Origin of the sequence: Aquibium microcysteis (genome assembly GCF_014495845.1) — a bacterium.
In the GTDB taxonomy this organism is placed as follows: Bacteria; Pseudomonadota; Alphaproteobacteria; order Rhizobiales; family Rhizobiaceae; genus Aquibium; species Aquibium microcysteis.
Window position 1 is genome coordinate 4,583,500 of the sequence record NZ_CP061080.1, and the last position, 18,189, is coordinate 4,601,688.

Annotated in this window: 18 protein-coding genes; 6 read left to right on the plus strand and 12 right to left on the minus strand. The window is 68.9% G+C overall.

Annotation, left to right across the window (positions count from 1 at the left end; genetic code table 11):
- The 11 genes from phnE (IAI54_RS21490) to phnG form a co-directional block, all read right to left on the minus strand.
- Positions 1–1,356 (minus strand): phosphonate ABC transporter, permease protein PhnE, encoded by a 1,356-nt coding sequence (phnE, locus tag IAI54_RS21490; protein WP_187969124.1) that lies wholly within the window; start codon positions 1,354–1,356, stop codon positions 1–3.
- Complete coding sequence (phnE, locus tag IAI54_RS21495) at positions 1,356–2,216, minus strand: phosphonate ABC transporter, permease protein PhnE (RefSeq protein WP_187969125.1); 861 nt, start codon at positions 2,214–2,216, stop codon at positions 1,356–1,358. Before phnE (IAI54_RS21495) ends, phnE (IAI54_RS21490) begins: the two co-directional genes overlap by 1 nt.
- Positions 2,217–2,279: 63 nt before the next feature.
- The gene (gene phnD, locus IAI54_RS21500; RefSeq protein ID WP_187969126.1) at positions 2,280–3,185 is read right to left on the minus strand and encodes a phosphonate ABC transporter substrate-binding protein; all 906 of its coding nucleotides are present in this window, start codon (positions 3,183–3,185) and stop codon (positions 2,280–2,282) included.
- A 55-nt stretch (positions 3,186–3,240) separates the two neighbouring features.
- Complete coding sequence (gene phnC / locus IAI54_RS21505) at positions 3,241–4,059, minus strand: phosphonate ABC transporter ATP-binding protein (protein ID WP_187969127.1); 819 nt, start codon at positions 4,057–4,059, stop codon at positions 3,241–3,243.
- A 168-nt stretch (positions 4,060–4,227) separates the two neighbouring features.
- A complete protein-coding gene (locus tag IAI54_RS21510; protein ID WP_187969128.1) occupies positions 4,228–4,857 on the minus strand; it encodes a DapH/DapD/GlmU-related protein in 630 nt (209 codons plus the stop codon).
- Entirely contained in the window at positions 4,854–5,561 is a 708-nt protein-coding gene (gene phnL / locus IAI54_RS21515; RefSeq protein ID WP_187973287.1) for a phosphonate C-P lyase system protein PhnL, read from the minus strand. Before phnL ends, IAI54_RS21510 begins: the two co-directional genes overlap by 4 nt.
- Before the next feature lie 2 nt (positions 5,562–5,563).
- Positions 5,564–6,364 (minus strand): phosphonate C-P lyase system protein PhnK, encoded by an 801-nt coding sequence (phnK, locus tag IAI54_RS21520; protein ID WP_187969129.1) that lies wholly within the window; start codon positions 6,362–6,364, stop codon positions 5,564–5,566.
- Positions 6,361–7,260 (minus strand): alpha-D-ribose 1-methylphosphonate 5-phosphate C-P-lyase PhnJ, encoded by a 900-nt coding sequence (locus tag IAI54_RS21525; protein WP_187969130.1) that lies wholly within the window; start codon positions 7,258–7,260, stop codon positions 6,361–6,363. The genes phnK and IAI54_RS21525 overlap by 4 nt, the downstream gene beginning before the upstream one ends.
- Positions 7,257–8,360: a carbon-phosphorus lyase complex subunit gene (locus tag IAI54_RS21530; protein WP_187969131.1), complete on the minus strand. Its 1,104-nt coding sequence runs from the start codon at positions 8,358–8,360 to the stop codon at positions 7,257–7,259. The genes IAI54_RS21525 and IAI54_RS21530 overlap by 4 nt, the downstream gene beginning before the upstream one ends.
- 3 nt (positions 8,361–8,363) lie before the next feature.
- Entirely contained in the window at positions 8,364–8,981 is a 618-nt protein-coding gene (gene phnH, locus IAI54_RS21535; RefSeq protein ID WP_187969132.1) for a phosphonate C-P lyase system protein PhnH, read from the minus strand.
- A 1-nt stretch (position 8,982) separates the two neighbouring features.
- Positions 8,983–9,438 (minus strand): phosphonate C-P lyase system protein PhnG, encoded by a 456-nt coding sequence (gene phnG / locus IAI54_RS21540; protein WP_187973288.1) that lies wholly within the window; start codon positions 9,436–9,438, stop codon positions 8,983–8,985.
- Positions 9,439–9,571: 133 nt separating this feature from the next.
- Here phnG and phnF point away from each other — a divergent pair, with 133 nt between their 5' ends.
- The gene (phnF, locus tag IAI54_RS21545) at positions 9,572–10,315 is read left to right on the plus strand and encodes a phosphonate metabolism transcriptional regulator PhnF (RefSeq protein WP_187969133.1); all 744 of its coding nucleotides are present in this window, start codon (positions 9,572–9,574) and stop codon (positions 10,313–10,315) included.
- A gap of 6 nt (positions 10,316–10,321) precedes the next feature.
- On the opposite strand, the gene IAI54_RS21550 is transcribed toward phnF, so the two are convergent.
- On the minus strand, positions 10,322–10,525 hold the full coding sequence (locus IAI54_RS21550) for a DUF3329 domain-containing protein (RefSeq protein WP_187969134.1): 204 nt from the start codon (positions 10,523–10,525) through the stop codon (positions 10,322–10,324).
- Between the two features lie 170 nt (positions 10,526–10,695).
- On the opposite strand from IAI54_RS21550, the gene IAI54_RS21555 reads away from it, so the two are divergent.
- From IAI54_RS21555 to IAI54_RS21575, 5 genes are read left to right on the plus strand one after another with little or no spacing between them, the layout of a single operon-like run.
- Complete coding sequence (locus IAI54_RS21555; protein ID WP_187969135.1) at positions 10,696–11,925, plus strand: ABC transporter substrate-binding protein; 1,230 nt, start codon at positions 10,696–10,698, stop codon at positions 11,923–11,925.
- Between the two features lie 39 nt (positions 11,926–11,964).
- Complete coding sequence (locus IAI54_RS21560; protein WP_187969136.1) at positions 11,965–13,641, plus strand: ABC transporter permease; 1,677 nt, start codon at positions 11,965–11,967, stop codon at positions 13,639–13,641.
- Between the two features lie 10 nt (positions 13,642–13,651).
- Positions 13,652–14,293 (plus strand): ATP-binding cassette domain-containing protein, encoded by a 642-nt coding sequence (locus tag IAI54_RS21565; RefSeq protein WP_187969137.1) that lies wholly within the window; start codon positions 13,652–13,654, stop codon positions 14,291–14,293.
- Positions 14,290–16,773, plus strand: a complete 2,484-nt coding sequence (gene hrpB, locus IAI54_RS21570) for an ATP-dependent helicase HrpB (RefSeq protein WP_187969138.1) — start codon at positions 14,290–14,292, stop codon at positions 16,771–16,773. Before IAI54_RS21565 ends, hrpB begins: the two co-directional genes overlap by 4 nt.
- Before the next feature lie 49 nt (positions 16,774–16,822).
- Positions 16,823–18,142, plus strand: coding sequence for an ActS/PrrB/RegB family redox-sensitive histidine kinase (locus IAI54_RS21575; protein ID WP_187969139.1), 1,320 nt, complete (start codon positions 16,823–16,825; stop codon positions 18,140–18,142).
- The last annotated feature ends 47 nt before the right edge of the window (positions 18,143–18,189 follow it).

An 18,189-nucleotide genomic window follows, 5' to 3' on the forward strand; every position in this document is an offset into this window, starting at 1 on the left:
TCAGGAATTGGCGGGCGACGTGGACCTGCCGATCAGGCGCTGGCGCAGCCATCCCGACAGGATGTCCATCGCGCTGACCATCAGAAGCGTCAGGATGATGTAGTAGCTCACCTCTTCCCAGTCCTTCTGCGTCTGGATCGCCTGGGTGAGCAGGAGCCCGATGCCGCCGCCGACGATGGCGCCGATCACCGTGGCGCTGCGGGTGTTGGACTCCAGGTAGTAGAGCACCTGGCTGAGGATCACCGGTGCGACTTGCGGGATGACGCCGAAGCGGTTGCGCTGCAGCGCGTTGGCGCCTGTCGAGCGCAATCCGTCGATCTGTTTGCCGTCCACGTTCTCGAGCGCTTCGGAAAACAGCTTGCCGAAGGTGCCGGAATCGGTCGTCAGGATTGCCAGCGCCCCGGTCAGCGGCCCCGGCCCGAAGGCACGGCTGAGGATGATCGTCCAGATCAGCCCGTCGACGCCGCGCAGGAAGTCGAACAGGCGGCGGATGCCGAAGCGGACGAGGATGTTCGGTGAGAAGTTCGTCGCCGCGAGGAACGCCAGCGGAAAGGCGATCAGGAAAGCGCCCATCGTGCCCAGGAAGGCCATCAGAACCGTCTCGAAGATCGCCCAGACCACGTCCTTGTGGCGCCACATGGCGTTGTTCCAGAAATCCGACGCCATGGCGCCGACATTCGAGGATCCGGGCCGCACCTGCTCTCCGCTGACGGCGAGCTCTGCCAGCTGGCCCCACGATTTGCCCGAGAAGGGGCTGTCGAGCGTGAAGAAGAACAACTCCCACCCGTTGAAGTACCGCAGCGCTTCCGTGCGGTTGCGCGTGACCGACACGCGCCCGGCCGGCCGTGTGATCGAGACGCGCGTGCTCGAGGCATTGATCCAGCCCGGGACGTCGCCGGAGGGCGTGTCGAGCGTGATGCCGTCCTCGGTACGATGGATCGTCACCAGCCCGTAGCCGGGAACCGCATAGCGCACCCCGTCCGGATTAAAGCGCACGCTCTCGCCGTCCTCCAGCGCGATCACCACCGACTGTCCGTCGCGCTTGACCCAGTCCGGCCAGGCGTCCGGCGGGTAGAGCCCCTTGTTCTCGCCTTCGATCGCCACGCTCGTCTCGCCGGAACGATTGTCCAGGGTGACGTGGACCTTGTGGCTGTAGGTGTCGGCGAGCAGGATCCGGGCATTGTCCAGCCTCGCCCTTTCCGCGAGGCCGGGAATGTCGAAGGCGAAGAACACGTAGACGAGATAGAGGAGGATGACGGCCGGAACGCCGAATGCGATCATGCGCTTGCGGCGAAAAAGACCGGTGGCCGACGCGCGGGCCAGAGCCGGATCGTATCCGGAATCGGCAATCGCCATCAGAATCCCCTCACGAGCTTGTTTCTGAAGTGGCTCGACGTCTGGTCGATCACCACGATCGTCAGGAAGAGCAGGATGAAGATCGCCGCGGCGGCGTCGTAGCGGCCCGTCCCCCACGAGATGGCGATCCTCAGCTCGGAACCGATGCCGCCGGCCCCCACGAAGCCCAGGATGGCCGAGGCGCGCACGTTGATCTCGAAGCGCAGCAGTGCGTAGGAGAGGTAGTTGGGCGCGACCTGCGGCATCACGCCGAGCCACATCCGCTGCAGCCAGGATGCGCCGACCGACGTCAGCCCTTCGACCGGCTTCAGGTCCGCGTTCTCGTTGACCTCGGAGAACAGCTTGCCGAGCGCGCCGGCGGTATGGAAGGTGATGGCGATCATTGCCGGCACCGGTCCGCCGCCGAGAACGAAGATCAGCACGAGAGCGATCACGACTTCCGGCAGCGCGCGCATGACGTCCATCATGCGGCGGAAGACGCCGATCAGGCGCGGCCAGCGCGCGAGCCCGCGTGTCGACAGGAGGGACAGCAGGATCGCGCCCATCGCGCCGATCAGCGTCGAGACGGCGGCGATGTTGATGGTCTCGATCAGCGCCGGGAAGTACTTCACGAGGTTGCCCGGCATCGCCGGGGCCTTCTCGATAGCTTCCCGCACCAGTTCCGCCGGGAAGTCGAAGACGCGGCTCAGGCCCGACCAGAACCCGCCGGCATTGCGCTCGTCAGCGAGATCGAAACCGGCCGCCAGCATCGCCACGAAGACGATCAGCACGATACCCGAATAGACCCGCTTGCGCTGCACCAGCGCCATGTAGCCGGCCTTGATGTCGGTCGCCGATCCGCCGAGCGTCGCGTTTGCCATGCCCCTGCCCTTCCAATGCGAACGGACGGGCTCTCGCGAGCCCGTCCGTCGATGTGAACCTGATCAGTTGGTCTTGGCTTTGCGCAACTCGATCATGGTCTGGTAGGCGTCGTGCGTGATCGGCTTGAACCCGGCGGTCTCGCCGGCAGCCATCTTGTAGGCGCAGTCCTTGTCCTTGGCGTGCAGGCCCTGGATGAGGTCGACCATCTTGGTCTTGACGTCTGCCGGCAGCCCCTTGCGCAGGACGATCGGACCCTCCGGAATCGGCTTCGACTTCCAGATCTCGACGATGTCGTTCATGTCGACGATGCCGGAGTCGACCGCCTTGCGCAGCGCGCCCGAATTGTAGCCGTCTTCCCAGGCGCCCTGGCCGTCGGCCCAGGTCACGCCGGCGTCGACGTCGCCGTTGACCACGGCGACGATCGTCTGCTCGTGGCCGCCGGTGAAGACGACGTCACCGAAATAGTCGCCGGGCTTCATCGAGGCGCCCGTCTCCTGCGGGATCTCGACCGAGGGGATCAGGTAGCCGGAGGTCGAGTTCGGGTCGCCGAAACCGAACTTCTTGCCCTTCATGTCGGCGAGCGAGGTGATTGCGGAGTCCTTCCGCGCGAAGCCGATCGAGTGATAGGCGAACGAGCCGTCGAGATTGGTCTTGACCAGCACGACGTCGACGGCTTCCGGGTTCGTCAGATAGATCTTGGCGTAGGCCGACGCGCCGAGCCAGGCCATGTCCAGGGTGCCGCCCAGCAGGCCCTGGATCACGCCGTCGTAGTCCGCCGGCGTGAACAGCTTTGTGGCCACGCCCAGCGCTTCCTCCGTGTAGGCGCGGACGCATTCGTTGGAGGTCAGGCGATCCTGCGCGTTCTCGCCGCCGAGGATGCCGATGCGGAACTCGCTGATCTTGTCCTGTGCCAGGGCCGGGGCGGCCAGGGCGGCGGTCGCGAGCAGCGCTGCGAGCAGTTTCTTCATGGGGTCTCTCCTTTGGACGGATGGTCCGCGACCGACGGTCGTCGGATGGGTGAAATCAGAGCGCGTAGGCCGGTTCGAGCGACGGGGCCGGCCGCGGCAACGCCTCGATCGAGGTGGAGGTGGTCTCCTCCGAAAAACTCTCGTCGGCACCGTAGATGTCGCGGGCGACGCGGGTGCTGAGCTCGTCCGGCGAGCCGTCGAAGACGATCCGGCCGTCGCGCATGCCGATCACGCGGTCGCAGTAGCGCCGGGCGGTGTCGAGGGTGTGCAGATTGCACACGATCATGCGGCCGTCCTCGTCATGGATGCGGCGCAGCGCATCCATGACCACCTGCGCGTTCATCGGGTCGAGCGAAGCAATCGGCTCGTCGGCCAGGATGATCCTGGGATCCTGCATCAGCGCGCGGGCGATGGCGACGCGCTGCTGCTGGCCGCCCGACAGGGCCTCGACACGCTTGGACGCATGGCTGGCGATTCCGAGGCGGTCGAGGATGTCGATCGCCTTGTGGATGTCCTCGCGCGGGAAGAGGTTGAACACCGTGGCCAGCGTCGAGCGGCGGTTCAACGTCCCGTGCAGCACGTTCGACACGACGTCGAGCCGCGGCACGAGGTTGAACTGCTGGAAGATCATGGCGCAGTCGCGCTGCCAGGACCGCAGCGCCGCACCGCGCAGCGCCGAGACCTCGGTTCCGCCGAAGCGAATGGCGCCGGCCGACGGGTCGACGAGGCGGTTGATCATGCGCAGGAGCGTGGACTTGCCCGCACCCGACCGGCCGATGACCCCGACCATCTGGCCTTCGGGGACGACAACGTCCACGGCGTCGACGGCGACGTTCGTACCGAAGCGGCGCGTCACCTTCAGGATCTCGAGCATGGAACTCCCTGTCGCGCTTTTTTCTCGCGTCGGGAGAACCGGGTACCGGAGTTCGATGAAGGCCGGATGTCGGGTCCGTGACGGTTTTGTTACCATCCACCATGGTGCGCGTGAGAAGCCGGCAAAAGAAATGCGGCGCGTCGCGTCGGTCGTCCCGACGGCGTCCCGTCACCCGGCGGACGCCTCGTGCTTCTCGAGGAATTCCTCCGCCGAGAGCGCGCGGAAATCGGCGAGAGCCTCCCGGATCCGATCGTGGTCCCAGTCCCACCAGGCCAGCGCCTGGTACCGATCGGCCGTCCTGCGGTCGAAGCGCTCCCGGATGGGTTTCGCCGGCACGCCGCCGACGATCGTGTAGGGCGAGACGTCCTTCGACACGACGGCGCCCGCGCCGACCACCGCGCCGTCGCCGACCGTCACGCCGGGCAGGATGGTCGCGCCATGGCCGAGCCAGGTATCGTGGCCAATCGTGACCCGGTTCTCGCGCCGCCAGCCGAAGAAGCTCTCGTCGTTCTCGGCGTCCGGCCAGTAGTCGGCGGAGCGGTAGGTGAAATGATGCAGCGTCGGTCGCCAGGTCGGGTGATTGGTGGCGTTGATCCGGCAGGCCGCGGCGATGTTGGCGAACTTGCCGATCTCGGCGCACCACACCGAGCCGTCCTGCATGATGTAGGAGTAGTCGCCGATGACCGCCTCGGCGATGCGGCAGCGCTCGGCGACCTCGGTGTAGCGCCCGAGCGTCGCGTTCGAGACCTCCGCCGTCGGGTGAACGAGCGGCTCGGGCGAGAGCTTGGTCACGCTCATGCGGCCACCCGCCTGGGCGCGAAGCGGGTCACGTCGATGATCGTGTCGGCGACGGCCTCGCGCACGTCCTGATCGTGGAAGATGCCGAGCAGGGCGACGCCGGCCCGCTTCTTTTCCGCGATCAGGTCGATGACGACCTGCCGGTTCACCGCGTCGAGCGACGCCGTCGGTTCGTCGAGCAGCAGGATCGGATGGCTGGTGATGAAGCCGCGGGCGATGTTGACGCGCTGCTGCTCGCCGCCCGAGAACGTGGCCGGCGGCAGCGACCACAGGGTCTTCGGCAGGTTCAGCCGGGCGAGCAGGATGGCCGCCCTCTCGCGCGCCTCGTCCCGGTCGACCCCCGCCGCCGTGAGGGGTTCGGCCACCACGTCGAGGGCCGTCACCCGCGGCACCGTGCGCAGGAACTGGCTGACGTATCCGATCGTCTCGCGCCGCACCGACAGCACCATCCTTGGGGCCGCGCGCGCGAGATCCACCAGCGCGCCGCGGTGCTGGACGATGATCTGGCCGGAGTCCACGGCGTAGTTGCCGTAGAGCATCTTCAGGATCGAGCTCTTGCCGGCGCCCGAGGGTCCGCCCAGCACGGCGCAGCACCTGGCTGTCAGTGAGAAAGAGACGTCTTCCACGACCGGCAGCGTCAGCCCGCCGCGCAGATGCATGACGAAACTCTTGGCGACTTCCGAGACGACGAGGGGCGTGGCCATCATCACACCTGCAGGATCGAGGAGACGAGCAATTGCGTGTAGGCTTCGCGTGGATCGTCGAGCACGCGGTCCGTCAGCCCCGTCTCGATGACGCGGCCGTCCTTCATGACCATCATGCGGTGCGACAAAAGCCGCGCGACGGCGAGATCGTGCGTGACCACGATCGCCGCGAGCCCGAGGTCGGCCACAAGCCCGCGCAGCAGGTCGAGCAGCCTTGCCTGGACCGACACGTCGAGCCCGCCGGTCGGCTCGTCCATGAAGATCAGCCGCGGCGACGTGACGAGGTTGCGCGCGATCTGCAGCCGCTGCCGCATGCCGCCCGAGAAGGCCCGCGGTTCGTCGTCGATGCGGTCCGAGCCGATCTCGACGCGGCCGAGCCAGTCGATCGCGGTCGAACGGATGGTGCCGTAGTGCCGGTCGCCGATCGCCATCAGCCGCTCGCCGACATTGGCTCCGGCCGAAACCGTCATCCGCAGGCCATCGGCCGGGTTCTGGTGCACGAAGCCCCAGTCGGTGCGCATCAGGAACCGGCGCTCGGCTTCGCTCATGCGGTAGAGTTCGCGCCACGTCTCGTCGCGCATGCGGTAGGAGACGCTGCCCGAGGTGGGAAGGAGCCGCGACGAGATGCAGTTGAGCAGCGTCGTCTTGCCGGAACCGGATTCGCCGACGACTGCCAGCACTTCGCCGGGCCACAGGTCGAAGGAGACGCCTTCGCAGCCCGTGCGGGCGCCGTAGGATTTCGAGACGGACGAAACGCGCAGCAGCGGCTGGTCGTCAGGTCGGGTGTCGGCAGGGCCGCTCATCGCGCCTCCTCCGGGCGTTCCATGGCCCCGCCGAGTTCGCCGACATGTCCCGCCGCACGTCGCGTTTCGCAGAAATCGGTATCCGAGCAGACGAACATCCGTCCGCCGCGATCGTCCAGAATCACCTCGTCCAGGTAGACCTGCTCGGCGCCGCACAGCGCGCAGGGCCGGTCGAAGGTCTGGACCTCGAAGGGATGGTCCTCGAAATCGAGGCTGACGACGTTCGTGTAGGGGGGGATCGCATAGATGCGCTGCTCCCGTCCGGCGCCGAAGAGCTGCAGCGCCGCCGACATGTGCATCTTCGGATTGTCGAACTTCGGCGTCGGCGAGGGATCCATCACGTAGCGCCCCTCCACCTTGACCGGATAGGCATAGGTCGTGGCGATGCGGCCGTTCTTGGCGATGTCCTCGTACAGCTTGACGTGCATGAGCCCGTACTCCTCCAGGGCATGCATCTTTCGCGTCTCCGTCTCACGGGGCTCGAGGAAGCGCAGCGGTTCGGGGATCGGCACCTGGTAGACCAGCGTCTGGCCCTCGCTGAGCGGCTGCTCCGGGATGCGGTGGCGGGTCTGGATGATCGACGCCTTCGCGGTCTCCGTGGTGGTCTCCACCTTGGCGACCTTGCGGAAGAAGGCGCGGATGGAGACGGCATTCGTCGTGTCGTCGGCGCCCTGGTCGATCACCTTCAGGACGTCGTCGGGTCCGATGATCGACGCCGTCACCTGCACGCCGCCGGTCCCCCAGCCATAGGGCATCGGCATCTCGCGGCTGGCGAACGGGACCTGATAGCCCGGGATCGCGATGCCCTTCAGGATCGCCCGCCGGATCATGCGCTTCGTCTGCTCGTCCAGATAGGCGAAGTTGTACGTGGCAACGTCGTGTGCGGCGGCGGTCATTCCGCGGCCTCCTTGTGCTCCGGGCCGGCAAGCCGCCGCTCCTCGAATTCGCCGCGCATGCGGCGCACGAGGTCGAGCTCCGCCTGGAAATCGACGTAGTGCGGCAGCTTCAGGTGCTCGACGAAGCCCGTCGCCTGCACGTTGTCGGAATGGGCAATGACGAATTCCTGATCCTGCGCCGGCGCGACGAGATCCTCGCCGAACTCGGCCGACCGCAGCGCCCGGTCGCACAGCGACATCGCCATCGCCTTGCGTTCCGACTGGCCCATGACCAGGCCGTAGCCGCGGGTGAACTGCGGCGGCGCCTTCATCGAGCCCTTGAACTGGTTGACCATCTGGCATTCGGTCACCCGGATACGGCCGAGCGGTACCGGAAACGGCAGTTCGGGAACGTCGAGTTCGATCTCGACTTCGCCGATGCGGATTTCGCCGACGAAGGGATGCGTGCGGCCGTAGCCGCGCTGCGTCGAATAGGCGAGCGCCAGCAGGAAGCCCTCGTCCCCGCGCGACAGCGCCTGCAGGCGCACGTCGCGATCCATCGGATATTCGGCCGGCTGGCGGGTGATGTCGCCCGGCTCGGGCCCGACCGCCGCGCCGTCCGGCTCGATCAGGCCCTCCTGCTTCAGGATCTCGGTCACGCGCGGCATCGGTTCGGGCGCTTCCGGACGCAGCCGCGGCGCCTCGACGGGGTTGTCGCCGGCCAGGTCCGGGTCGAGCAGCCGGTGCGTGTAGTCGAAGGTCGGCCCCAGCAACTGCCCGCCGGGCAGGTCCTTGTAGGTCGCCGACACGCGCCGCTCGACCTGCATGGCGCCCGTCTCGACCGGTCGCGAATAGCCGAAGCGCGGCAGCGTGGTCCGGTAGGCGCGGGTGAGGAAGATCGCCTCGATCATGTCGCCGCGCGCCTGCCGGATGGCGAGCGCGGCCAGTTCGCGGTCGTAGAGCGACCCTTCCGCCATGACGCGGTCGACCGCCAGCGCCAGTTGCTCGACGATCTGGTCGAGCCGAAGCGCCGGGACCTCCCGGTCGCCGCGGCGGCGGTCCGCCAGCAGGCGATGGGCATTGTCGATGGCGGCCTCGCCGCCCTTTACCGCGACATACATGGCTCAGGCCTCCGTCTCGAAGATGCGCGTCGTGCGCGGCAGGCAGGCGATCGCGTCGGGCGCGGCGAGGATCAGGTCGACGCCGCGCGGAAAGCGGGCCCGGTTCTGCAGCCATTGCGCACCGAAATGCCGCGGCATCGGGAAGGGCGCGAGGGCGGCGCCCGTCGCTATCCCCGGTCCTTCGAGATGCAGCACGCGTCCCTTGGTCAAGGTCTCCACCTGCAGGATCAGCGTCGTCGAGCGGTCGGGGTATTCCTGCGATCCCTGGGCGAAGTTCTCCAGCGCCATCAGCTCGCCGGGGCTGGAGGCCAGCACGAAATGCGCATCGGCGGCAATGGTCGTCAGCGGGGCGCCGCAGTGGAAGCCGAGCCAGCCGCGCACGTCGCCCGAGGTCTCGAGCCGCGGGTCGAGCCAAAGCGGCGTGTCATGGTCGCAGAGCGTCAGCGCGACGGCCGCGGCCGACGGCGTCAGCGGGGCGGGCGGCTGGACGAGCGGCGCCACCGGGTGAACGGTGCCGGGTCGCGCCATCGCATCCATCAGCGCCCGGAACACGGACTGCGCGGCCATCGGGGGATTCGCGAAACCGCCTTCGATGGGAGCGCTCGTCGGGAAGCCGCCCATGTCAATCCTCCCCGCGTACCATGGTGAAGAAATCGACCCGCGTCGCCGCCGTCTCGGCGCGACGACGCGCGTCGGCCTCGGCCGCGCGAGTCCGCAGCGGCGCGAGGATCCTGTCCTCGACGGCCGCGCGCATGTCCGCCCGCTGCCACAGCGCATCGATCGTGGCGGAAATGCGGGCCTTCTCGCGGTCGCGACCGAGGGCGTAGGCGTGGCCGATCTCGCCCGAGGCGAGCTTCACCGTGGCGCGCGTCACCGTCGCCTCGCCGAAATTGAAGGGGGCGCCGCCGCCGCCGATGCGGCCGCGCAGCGTCACCAGCCCCGTTTCCGGACCCCGCAGCAGCGTGGCCTGGACGGCCATGTCCGCGTCGCGCCAGAGCGCCTGCAGGTCACCCTCCGGCGCCGCAGCCAGCGCGGCCATGGCCGCCTTGCGACTGGCTTTCTCTTCCTGATCGCGCAGGCGATCCCTGGATCCGCTTGCCACGCGGCGGCCCTCCGTTTCCCGGTGGATTCGTCTATTGATATAGACAAGTGTACAGCATATGACGTTTCTTAGGCGTTGTCCATGACGGGTACGTGACAGGAGGTGCGGGATGGCTGCCAGGGCATCGAAAGGCATGGAGCGAAAGACGGGCGTCGCCCTCTGGCGCCAGATCGCCGACCGTCTTCGTCACGGCATCGCGGCCGGCGACTTTGGCGAGGGCAGCCGCCTGCCGCCGGAGACGGCGCTGGCGGAGCGATTCGGCGTCAACCGCCATACCGTTCGCGGTGCCATCGCCGCGCTCGTGCAGGAGGGCGTGCTGCGTGCGGAGCAGGGGCGGGGCACCTTCGTCGAACGGCGCCGGCGCCTTTCCTACCCGATTGCCCGGCGCACGCGCTTTTCGGAGGGTCTGCGCGATCAGGCCCAGGACCGTCGCGGCCATCTGCTCAGCCAGGCGCGCGAGGAGGCCGACGCCCGCGTGGCGGCGGCACTGAGGCTGGATCCGGGCGCGCCGGTCCTGCGGGTGGATACCATGAGCGAGGCCGACGGCCGCCCCGTCTCGCGGGCCACGAGCTGGTTCGACGCCGTTCGCTTCGACGGCATCGGCGAAGCCATCGGGGAGACCGGCTCGATCACGCTGGCCTACCGCCGCCATGGCGTGGAGGACTATTTCCGCCAGTCGACCGTCATCTCCGCGCGCCATGCCGATGCCGACGATCTCGCCGCGCTCCGTCTGGCGCCCGGTGCCATCGTGCTGGTCGCCGTGGCGGTCAACGTCGACGTCGAGGGTCGGCCGATCCAGTTCTCCGAGACGCGCTTCGCGGCCGACCGCGTCGAACTGGCGGTCGCCGAGTAGTCCGCATCAGCTTTCGCGTTCCTCGTCGCGCGGCGGCGCCTTGTAGGCGTAGAGCATGCTCCAGGCGCCGTAGACGGTCACCGCCGCCGCGATCAGGGTCCAGGTCTGATCGCCATGGACCCATTCGACGACCGTCCATCCCGCGCAGACGAGAACGATCGCGACCCGCCGCCAGAGCGGCCGGAAGAACGTGTCGCCTGCTTTCGCCATCCGTCCGCCTCCTCCCGATCGCGCCAATGCCACGCCTGCGCGCTTGCGATGCCTCGCATGATTCCGCCCGTCACGGAAGTCTCACGCCTAAGTGAGACGATTGTGTCGGCGCGCTCGGTTGACCCTCTTCGCCGCGCCATGCTCAATCGGTCGCGACAGATGCCCTGCCGATGGAGAGCCGGATGAGAAAACTCGCCCTGACCGCGCTGGTGCTCGCCGCAACGGCGTTCGGCGCCGCGGCCGGTCCCGATCCGAAGGACTGGGATGCCGTGCTGGCCGACGCGCGCGGCGAGACCGTCTACTGGAACGCATGGGGCGGATCCGAGAACATCAATGCCTACATCGAATGGGCAGGCGCAGAGCTGAAGGCGCGCCACGGGATCACCCTCGTCCACGTCAAGCTGGATGACACCGCCAATGCCGTCGCCAAGGTCGTGGCCGAGAAGGCGGCGGGCAAGGATGCAGGTGGGTCCGTCGACCTCATCTGGATCAACGGCGAGAACTTTGCTTCGATGAAGCGCCAGGGCCTGCTCCTGTCGCCCGGCTGGGCCGAGGACCTGCCGAACTGGGCCTATGTCGACGTCGAGAACAAGCCGACCATCCGCACCGACTTCACCATTCCCGTCGAAGGACTGGAAAGCCCCTGGGGCATGGCCAAGCTCGTCTTCTTCTACGACGGAGCGCGGACGGACGCCGCCGCGCTGCCGACGGACGCGCGCTCGCTGCTCGAATGGGCCAGGGCCAATCCCGGCCGTTTCTCATACCCGCAACCGCCGGATTTCGTCGGTTCGTCCTTTCTGAAGCAGGTCCTGTCCGAGCTTGTCGAGGACCCATCCGTCCTTCTCGCGCCCGTCGATGAGGCGCGTTTCGATGCGACGGTCGCCCCGCTCTTCGCCTATCTCGACGAACTGCACCCGGTGATGTGGCGTTCGGGCCGCGCCTATCCCGCGAACTACCCGGCCATGAAGCAGCTGCTCGCCGACGACGAACTCGACATCATCTTCGCCTTCAACCCGTCCGAGGCCTCGAGCGCCATCGCCAATGGCGAGCTGCCCGACACGGTGCGCTCCTTCACCTTCCCGGGCGGCACGCTCGCGAACACGCACTTCGTCGCGATCCCCTACAACGCGACGTCTGCCGCCGGCGCGCTGGTCGCGGCGGATTTTCTGATCTCGCCCGAGGCACAGGCCCGCAAGCAGGATCCGAAACTGTGGGGCGATCCGACCGTGCTCGCCATGGACAAGCTGTCTGCGAACGACCGCGCCCGCTTCGACGCGCTCGATCTCGGCATCGCCACGCTGAAGCCCGACGAGCTCGGTCCTGCGATCGACGAGCCGCATCCGACCTGGATGGACCGTCTGGAAGGAGAGTGGAAGCGCCGCTACGGCGTGGCGAACTGATGCGGTACGGCTGCTCCCGGCCCGGATAGGGCGCGTTCGATGCTTCCGCGCCTCGGGCCGCCGGCTGCCGTCCTTCTCCTGTCGGGCCCGATCCTCGCCGGTCTGGCCGGCACGATTCTTCCGGCCTTCGGCTATCTTCCAGCGCTCGGCGGCGAGGCCCTCTCGCTGGAGCCGCTCAGCAGGCTCGCCGCCACGCCCGGCATCGGCGGCTCCGCGATGCTCAGCCTGCAGGCCGGGCTCGCTTCGGCCGCATTGTCGCTCGGCGTCGTCATGCTCTTCGTCGCCGCCTGGGCCGGCACGTCGGCGTTCTCGCGCGTCCAGCACCTGATCTCGCCGCTCCTTTCGGTACCCCACGCGGCCGCCGCCTTCGGCTTCGCCTTCCTTCTCGCCCCCAGCGGATTGCTCGCCCGCCTCGTCTCGCCCGAACTCACGGGCTGGCAGCGCCCGCCCGACCTGCTCGTCGTCAACGACCCCATGGGGCTCTCGCTGATCGCCGGTCTGGTCGCGAAGGAGATTCCTTTCCTTCTTCTCGTCACACTGGCCGCTCTGCCGCAGGTGCCGTTGACCCGCACCCGCCAGCTCGCCGCGTCGCTGGGCTACGGGCGCATCGCGGGCTTCCTGTACTGCCTCTGGCCGCTGATCTACCGGCAGATACGACTGCCGGTCTTCGCCGTCATCGCCTTTGCCTCATCCGTGGTCGACGTCGCCGTCATCCTCGGACCCTCCACGCCGCCGACGCTGGCCGTTCGTTTGGTGGGCTGGATGAACGACCCCGAACTCTCCATGCGCTTCCTCGCCTCGGCAGGAGCCTTGCTCCAGCTCGGCGTGACGGCGACGGCGATCCTGGCGTGGCTTCTCCTCGAACGGATAGGCGCCGTCGTGCTTCGGACCCTCTGCGTCCATGGCCGGCGCCTGCGCCGGGATGCAGCGATGCGCTGGACCGCTCTGGGGCTGATGCTCGTGAGCGCCCTCGCCGTGTTCGTCGGCCTCGCGGGGCTGGCGCTCTGGTCGGTGGCAGGGCTTTGGCAGTTCCCCGACGTAGTCCCGCGCAGCGTCTCGCTCAAGACCTGGGTGGCGACCGCGCCGCGGGTGGGCGGGCCTCTCGCCACCACGCTCGCCGCGGGTCTGATCTCGACCGCGGTGGCGCTGGTGCTGACCCTGCTCTGCCTCTTGCGCGAGGACGAGACCGGCCGGCGCGCGCGGCGCACGGCTGGCCTCATCTACCTGCCGCTGATCGTTCCGCAGGCGGCCTTCCTGTTCGGCCTGCACCTTCTGTTCCTGCTCGGCGGCTTCGAGGCAAGCCTGTGGGCGCTGGTCTTGGTCCATCTCGTCTTCGTCATGCCCTATGTCTTCCTGGCGTTGTCCGATCCCTGGCGGGCCTTCGACCGCCGCTACGATGCCATCGCCGCCGGCCTCGGCAAGTCGCGCTTCGAAACCCTCTGGCGCGTCCGCCTGCCGATGCTGGCGCGGCCGGTGCTCACCGCCTGCGCGGTCGGCTTTGCGGTCTCGGTCGGCCTCTATCTGCCCACCGTGCTGATCGGTGCCGGACGTCTCACCACCATCACGACCGAAGCGGTCGCGCTCGCCTCGGGCGGGAACAGGCGCGTCATCGGCGTCTACGCCTTCCTGCAGTTGCTTCTCCCGCTCGCCGGCTTTGCCGTTGCCACCCTCGTCCCGGCGCTGTTATTCCGGCGCTTCCGCGCCATGCGGGTGTGACGGGCGGGCCATGGACCATCGGGGGCTGAGACTGGACGGCGTGCGGATCGCGCTCGGGACGCGCACGCTGATCGCCATCAGCCATGCCGTCGCGCCGGGCGAGGTGCTGACCGTCATGGGGCCATCGGGCTCCGGCAAGTCGACCCTGCTCGCCTATGTCGGAGGCTTTCTGGACAAGGCCTTCACCGCCTCCGGCCGCGTGTTCGCAGGCGATGTCGACCTGACCGCCCTGCCGCCGCAGGAGCGCCATGTCGGCCTCCTGTTCCAGGACCCGCTGCTCTTTCCCCACATGAGCGTCGCCGGCAATCTTCTCTTCGCCATCCCGCAGTCGCTGAAGGGACGCGCCGCGCGCGAGGCGCTTGCCGAGGAGGCGCTCGCGGGCGTCGATCTCGCCGGCATGGGCGCGCGCGATCCAGACACGCTGTCAGGCGGCCAGAAGGCCCGCGTCGCGCTCGCCCGCGTGCTGGTGTCGGCGCCGCGCGTGCTCCTTCTCGACGAGCCCTTCTCCAAGCTGGACGCCGAGCTGCGCCTCCAGATGCGTCAGCTCGTTTTCTCGAAAGCCCGCGACGGCGGACTCCCGGTCATCCTCGTCACCCATGACGAAGCCGACGCCGACGCGGCTGGCGGACCGATCGTGCGGATCGGCGCATGACGATGCCCGACCTGCCGCCGCTTCCCGTCACCGAGGTCCTGCCGGCGCTGCTGGAAGCGCTGTCGGCCGGCAACGCGGCCGTTCTCGTCGCGCCGCCCGGCGCCGGCAAGACCACGCTCGTCCCGATCGCGCTCATGGATCAGGCGTGGCGCGGCGGCGGCACGATCCTCCTGCTGGAGCCGCGCCGCCTCGCCGCTCGCGCCGCCGCCCGCCGCATGGCATCCCTGCTCGGCGAGGAGGTAGGCGCCACCGTCGGCTATGCCATGCGCATGGAGAACCGGACCTCGGCCGGCACGCGTATCCTCGTCGTCACCGAGGGCGTTCTGGCCCGCATGATCCTCGACGACCCCGATCTGCCGGGCATCGCGGCGATTCTCTTCGACGAGTTCCACGAACGTTCGCTCGACGGCGATTTCGGCCTCGCGCTGGCGCTCGACGTTCAGGGCGCGCTGCGGCCGGACCTGCGCCTTCTCGTCATGTCGGCGACGCTGGACGGCGCGCGGGTGGCGCGCCTGCTTGGCGACGCTCCCGTGATCGAAAGCGCCGGCCGCGGCTTCCCGATCGAGATCCGCCACGAGGAGCGTCCGGCCGACTCCGCCATCGAGGATGCCATGGCGCGGGCCATACGCTCGGCGCTCGCCTGTGAGCCCGGAAGCGTGCTCGCCTTCCTGCCGGGCCAGCGCGAGATCGAGCGGACTGCCGAGCGGCTGGAAGGGGCGGTCCCGGCCAATGTCGACGTCATCCCCCTCTATGGGGCAATGGACGGCAGGGCGCAGGACGCGGCGATCCGGCCGCCCGCCGCCGGCCATCGCAAGGTCGTGCTCGCCACCTCGATCGCCGAAACCTCGATCACCATCGACGGCGTGCGGGTGGTGATCGATTCAGGCCTGTCGCGCCAGCCGCGCTACGAGCCGGCGACGGGTCTGACGCGGCTGGAGACGGTGCGCGTGTCGCGTGCTTCGGCCGATCAGCGCGCGGGCCGGGCGGGCCGCACCGAGCCCGGCGTCGCGATCCGCCTCTGGCGCGCGGAGCAGACGGCGGCCCTGCCGGCCTTCTCCCCGCCGGAGATCGTGGAGGCCGATCTCTCCGGCCTTCTGCTCGACTGCGCGGCCTTCGGCGTCGCCGACCCTTCGACGCTCGTCTTCCTCGACCCACCGCCGGCACCGGCCCTGTCGGAGGCGCGCGCGCTGCTTGCCGACCTCGGCGCCATCGGCCCCGACGGGCGGCTGACGGTTGACGGAGAGGCGATGCGTCGCCTCGCGCTTCCGGTACGTTTTGCCCACATGGTCGCCCGCGCCGCCCGGACCGGAAACGAGGCCGCCGCCGCCGAACTCGCCGTGCTGATGACCGAGCGCGGGCTCGGCGGCACGAGCGCCGATCTCGAAGCCCGGTCGTCGCGCTTTCGCAACGAGCGCGGCCCCCGCGCCGACGCCGCGCGCGGCCTGGCGCGACGGCTTGCCGCCACGGCTGCGTCGCAGGCGAAGTCCTCCCGCGCTCGGATCGTCGCAGAACCCGAAACCGCGGGCTCGCTCCTCATCGACGCCTGGCCCGATCGCGTCGCCAGGGCGCGCGGTGCGCCGGGACGTTTCGTGCTCGCCAATGGCCGCGGCGCGATGGTCGAGGAGACCGATCCGCTCGCCCGGCATCCCTTCCTCGTCGTCGCCGATCTCCAGGGCAAGGCGCAGAACCCGCGCATCGTCTCGGCCGCTGCCGTGTCGGAGGAGGAGGTGCGCGCCAAGCTGGGGCATCGAATCGAGACGACGACCGAGGTCCGGTACGACGCCGACCGCGCTGCCGTGCGGGTGCGGGAGACGACCAGGATCGGCGCCGTCACGCTGGCGGAGCGGACGCTGCCCGCCCCGCGGGGCGAGGCTGCCGATCGGGCGATCCTCGAGGCGCTGCGCCGGCACGGTGTCGGCATCCTGCCCTGGGGCAAGGCGTCTACGGTCCTGCGCCACCGCCTCGCCTGGCTGCGCACCGGGCTCGGCGACCCCTGGCCCGACGTGTCGGACGATGCGCTGGCCGCCACCCTCGACGACTGGCTCGCGCCCTTCCTGCGCGGCGATCCGTCGCTGGCGGCCCTGCCCGAGCAGGCGCTCGTCGACGGGCTGCGCTCGCTGGTGCCCCATGATCTCCATCGCCGCATCGACGACCTGGCGCCGACGCATTTTTCCGCTCCGTCGGGCAGCCACGTGCCGATCGACTACGGCGGCGAACGGCCGGTGCTGGCCATCCGCGTCCAGGAACTGTTCGGCCTCGCGACCCATCCCGCGATTGCCGGGGGATCCGTGCCGCTGACGCTGGAACTCCTCTCGCCCGCGCACCGTCCGATCCAGACGACCCGCGACCTTCCGGGCTTCTGGCGCGGGTCCTGGGCCGACGTGCGCTCGGACATGCGCGGCCGCTATCCGCGCCATTTCTGGCCGGAGAATCCGCTCGAGGCGCAGGCGACGGCGCGCGCCAAGCCGCGCGGGACCTGAAGCGGCTCGGCGCCTTCAAAGCCGTTCCGAAAGGGGATATGGCTCGTCCATGCAGAAAGATCTCCGCATTCTCGACTATCAGGAAAGCCGCCAGCTCAGGCTGAACACGTTGATCCGCCTTCGCTGGCTGGCGATCGTCGGCCAGAGCGCCGCCATCGTCGTCGTCGACTACTGGTTCGAGTTCGCCACCCCGATCGGGCTCTGCTTCGCCCTCATCGCCTGCTCGGCCTGGATCAACCTCTATCTCGCCTTCCGCTTCCCGGCCACCCACCGGCTCCAGCCGCCGGCCGCGCTTGCCATCCTGGTGGTCGATTCGATCCAGATGGCCGGGCTTCTCTATCTCACCGGCGGGCTGACCAATCCCTTCGCGATCCTCATGGCCGTCCCCGTGGTCATTTCGGCGACCGCGCTGCCGCTGCAGTTCACCGCCGTCCTCGGCCTCCTCGTCACGGTCGCGGCCACCGTGCTTGCCCTCCATCATTTCCCGCTGCCCTGGTTCGACGACGCCGGCCTCGCGATGCCCTTCCTCTACGTCGTCGGCATCTGGATGGCGGTGGTCTCCACCACGGCCTTCACAGCCGTCTACGTCTGGCGGGTGGCGGAGGAGGCGCGTCAGCTGGCGGCCGCGTTGACCGCGACGGAGCTCGTTCTGCAGCGCGAGCAGCATCTCTCCGCCCTCGATGGTCTCGCCGCCGCCGCCGCGCACGAACTCGGCACGCCGCTCGCCACCATCGCCCTCGTCGCCAAGGAGATGCAGCGCGCCATCGGCGACGATCCCAAGCTCAAGGAGGACCTCGTGCTGCTGCGCTCCCAGAGCGAGCGCTGCAAGGAGATTCTGAAACGCCTGACCAGCCTCTCCTCGCAGAGCGAGGAGCATTTCGCGCGGCTGCCGCTCACTTCGCTGATCGAGGACGTCATCGCGCCGCACCGCGATTTCGGCGTCGAGATCAGCCTGGAGCCGGGTGCTGCCGCCGGCCCGGAGCCGGTGGGCCAGCGCAATCCGGGCGTCATCTACGGCCTCGGCAATCTGGTCGAGAACGCCGTCGACTTCGCCCGCGAGAAGGTCTCGGTCCGCTGGAACTGGGATGCCGAGCGCGTCTCCATCGGCGTCACCGACGATGGCCCGGGTTTTCCGCCCGAGATCATCGACCGTATCGGCGAACCCTACATGACCACGCGCGGCTCGGGCCAGTCGAGCGGCGGCGGCCTCGGGCTTGGGCTGTTCATCGCCAAGACGCTGCTCGAACGCTCCGGAGCGGACGTGTCCTTTCGCAACGCCGGCGCGCCCGGACAGGGCGCCCAGGTGATCGTCACCTGGCCGCGGGAGGTTTTCCTGCGCCGGAGCGGGGTGCTGGAAGCGGCCGGTTGACGCAGGTCGAATGGACATGCCCGACTTTTTGAATACATAAGGGTCGA

Coding starts and splice junctions, on each gene's coding strand:
- phnF (WP_187969133.1), top strand. CDS start 9,572: ATGGCTGCCAGGGCATCGAAAGGCATGGAGCGAAAGACGGGCGTCGCC.
- IAI54_RS21565 (WP_187969137.1), top strand. CDS start 13,652: ATGGACCATCGGGGGCTGAGACTGGACGGCGTGCGGATCGCGCTCGGG.
- phnC (WP_187969127.1), bottom strand. CDS start 4,059: ATGCTCGAGATCCTGAAGGTGACGCGCCGCTTCGGTACGAACGTCGCC.
- phnE (WP_187969124.1), bottom strand. CDS start 1,356: ATGGCGATTGCCGATTCCGGATACGATCCGGCTCTGGCCCGCGCGTCG.
- IAI54_RS21555 (WP_187969135.1), top strand. CDS start 10,696: ATGGAGAGCCGGATGAGAAAACTCGCCCTGACCGCGCTGGTGCTCGCC.
- phnD (WP_187969126.1), bottom strand. CDS start 3,185: ATGAAGAAACTGCTCGCAGCGCTGCTCGCGACCGCCGCCCTGGCCGCC.
- IAI54_RS21525 (WP_187969130.1), bottom strand. CDS start 7,260: ATGACCGCCGCCGCACACGACGTTGCCACGTACAACTTCGCCTATCTG.
- IAI54_RS21530 (WP_187969131.1), bottom strand. CDS start 8,360: ATGTATGTCGCGGTAAAGGGCGGCGAGGCCGCCATCGACAATGCCCAT.
- IAI54_RS21550 (WP_187969134.1), bottom strand. CDS start 10,525: ATGGCGAAAGCAGGCGACACGTTCTTCCGGCCGCTCTGGCGGCGGGTC.
- phnH (WP_187969132.1), bottom strand. CDS start 8,981: ATGGGCGGCTTCCCGACGAGCGCTCCCATCGAAGGCGGTTTCGCGAAT.
- hrpB (WP_187969138.1), top strand. CDS start 14,290: ATGACGATGCCCGACCTGCCGCCGCTTCCCGTCACCGAGGTCCTGCCG.
- phnL (WP_187973287.1), bottom strand. CDS start 5,561: ATGGCCACGCCCCTCGTCGTCTCGGAAGTCGCCAAGAGTTTCGTCATG.
- phnK (WP_187969129.1), bottom strand. CDS start 6,364: ATGAGCGGCCCTGCCGACACCCGACCTGACGACCAGCCGCTGCTGCGC.
- phnE (WP_187969125.1), bottom strand. CDS start 2,216: ATGGCAAACGCGACGCTCGGCGGATCGGCGACCGACATCAAGGCCGGC.
- IAI54_RS21575 (WP_187969139.1), top strand. CDS start 16,823: ATGCAGAAAGATCTCCGCATTCTCGACTATCAGGAAAGCCGCCAGCTC.
- IAI54_RS21560 (WP_187969136.1), top strand. CDS start 11,965: ATGCTTCCGCGCCTCGGGCCGCCGGCTGCCGTCCTTCTCCTGTCGGGC.
- IAI54_RS21510 (WP_187969128.1), bottom strand. CDS start 4,857: ATGAGCGTGACCAAGCTCTCGCCCGAGCCGCTCGTTCACCCGACGGCG.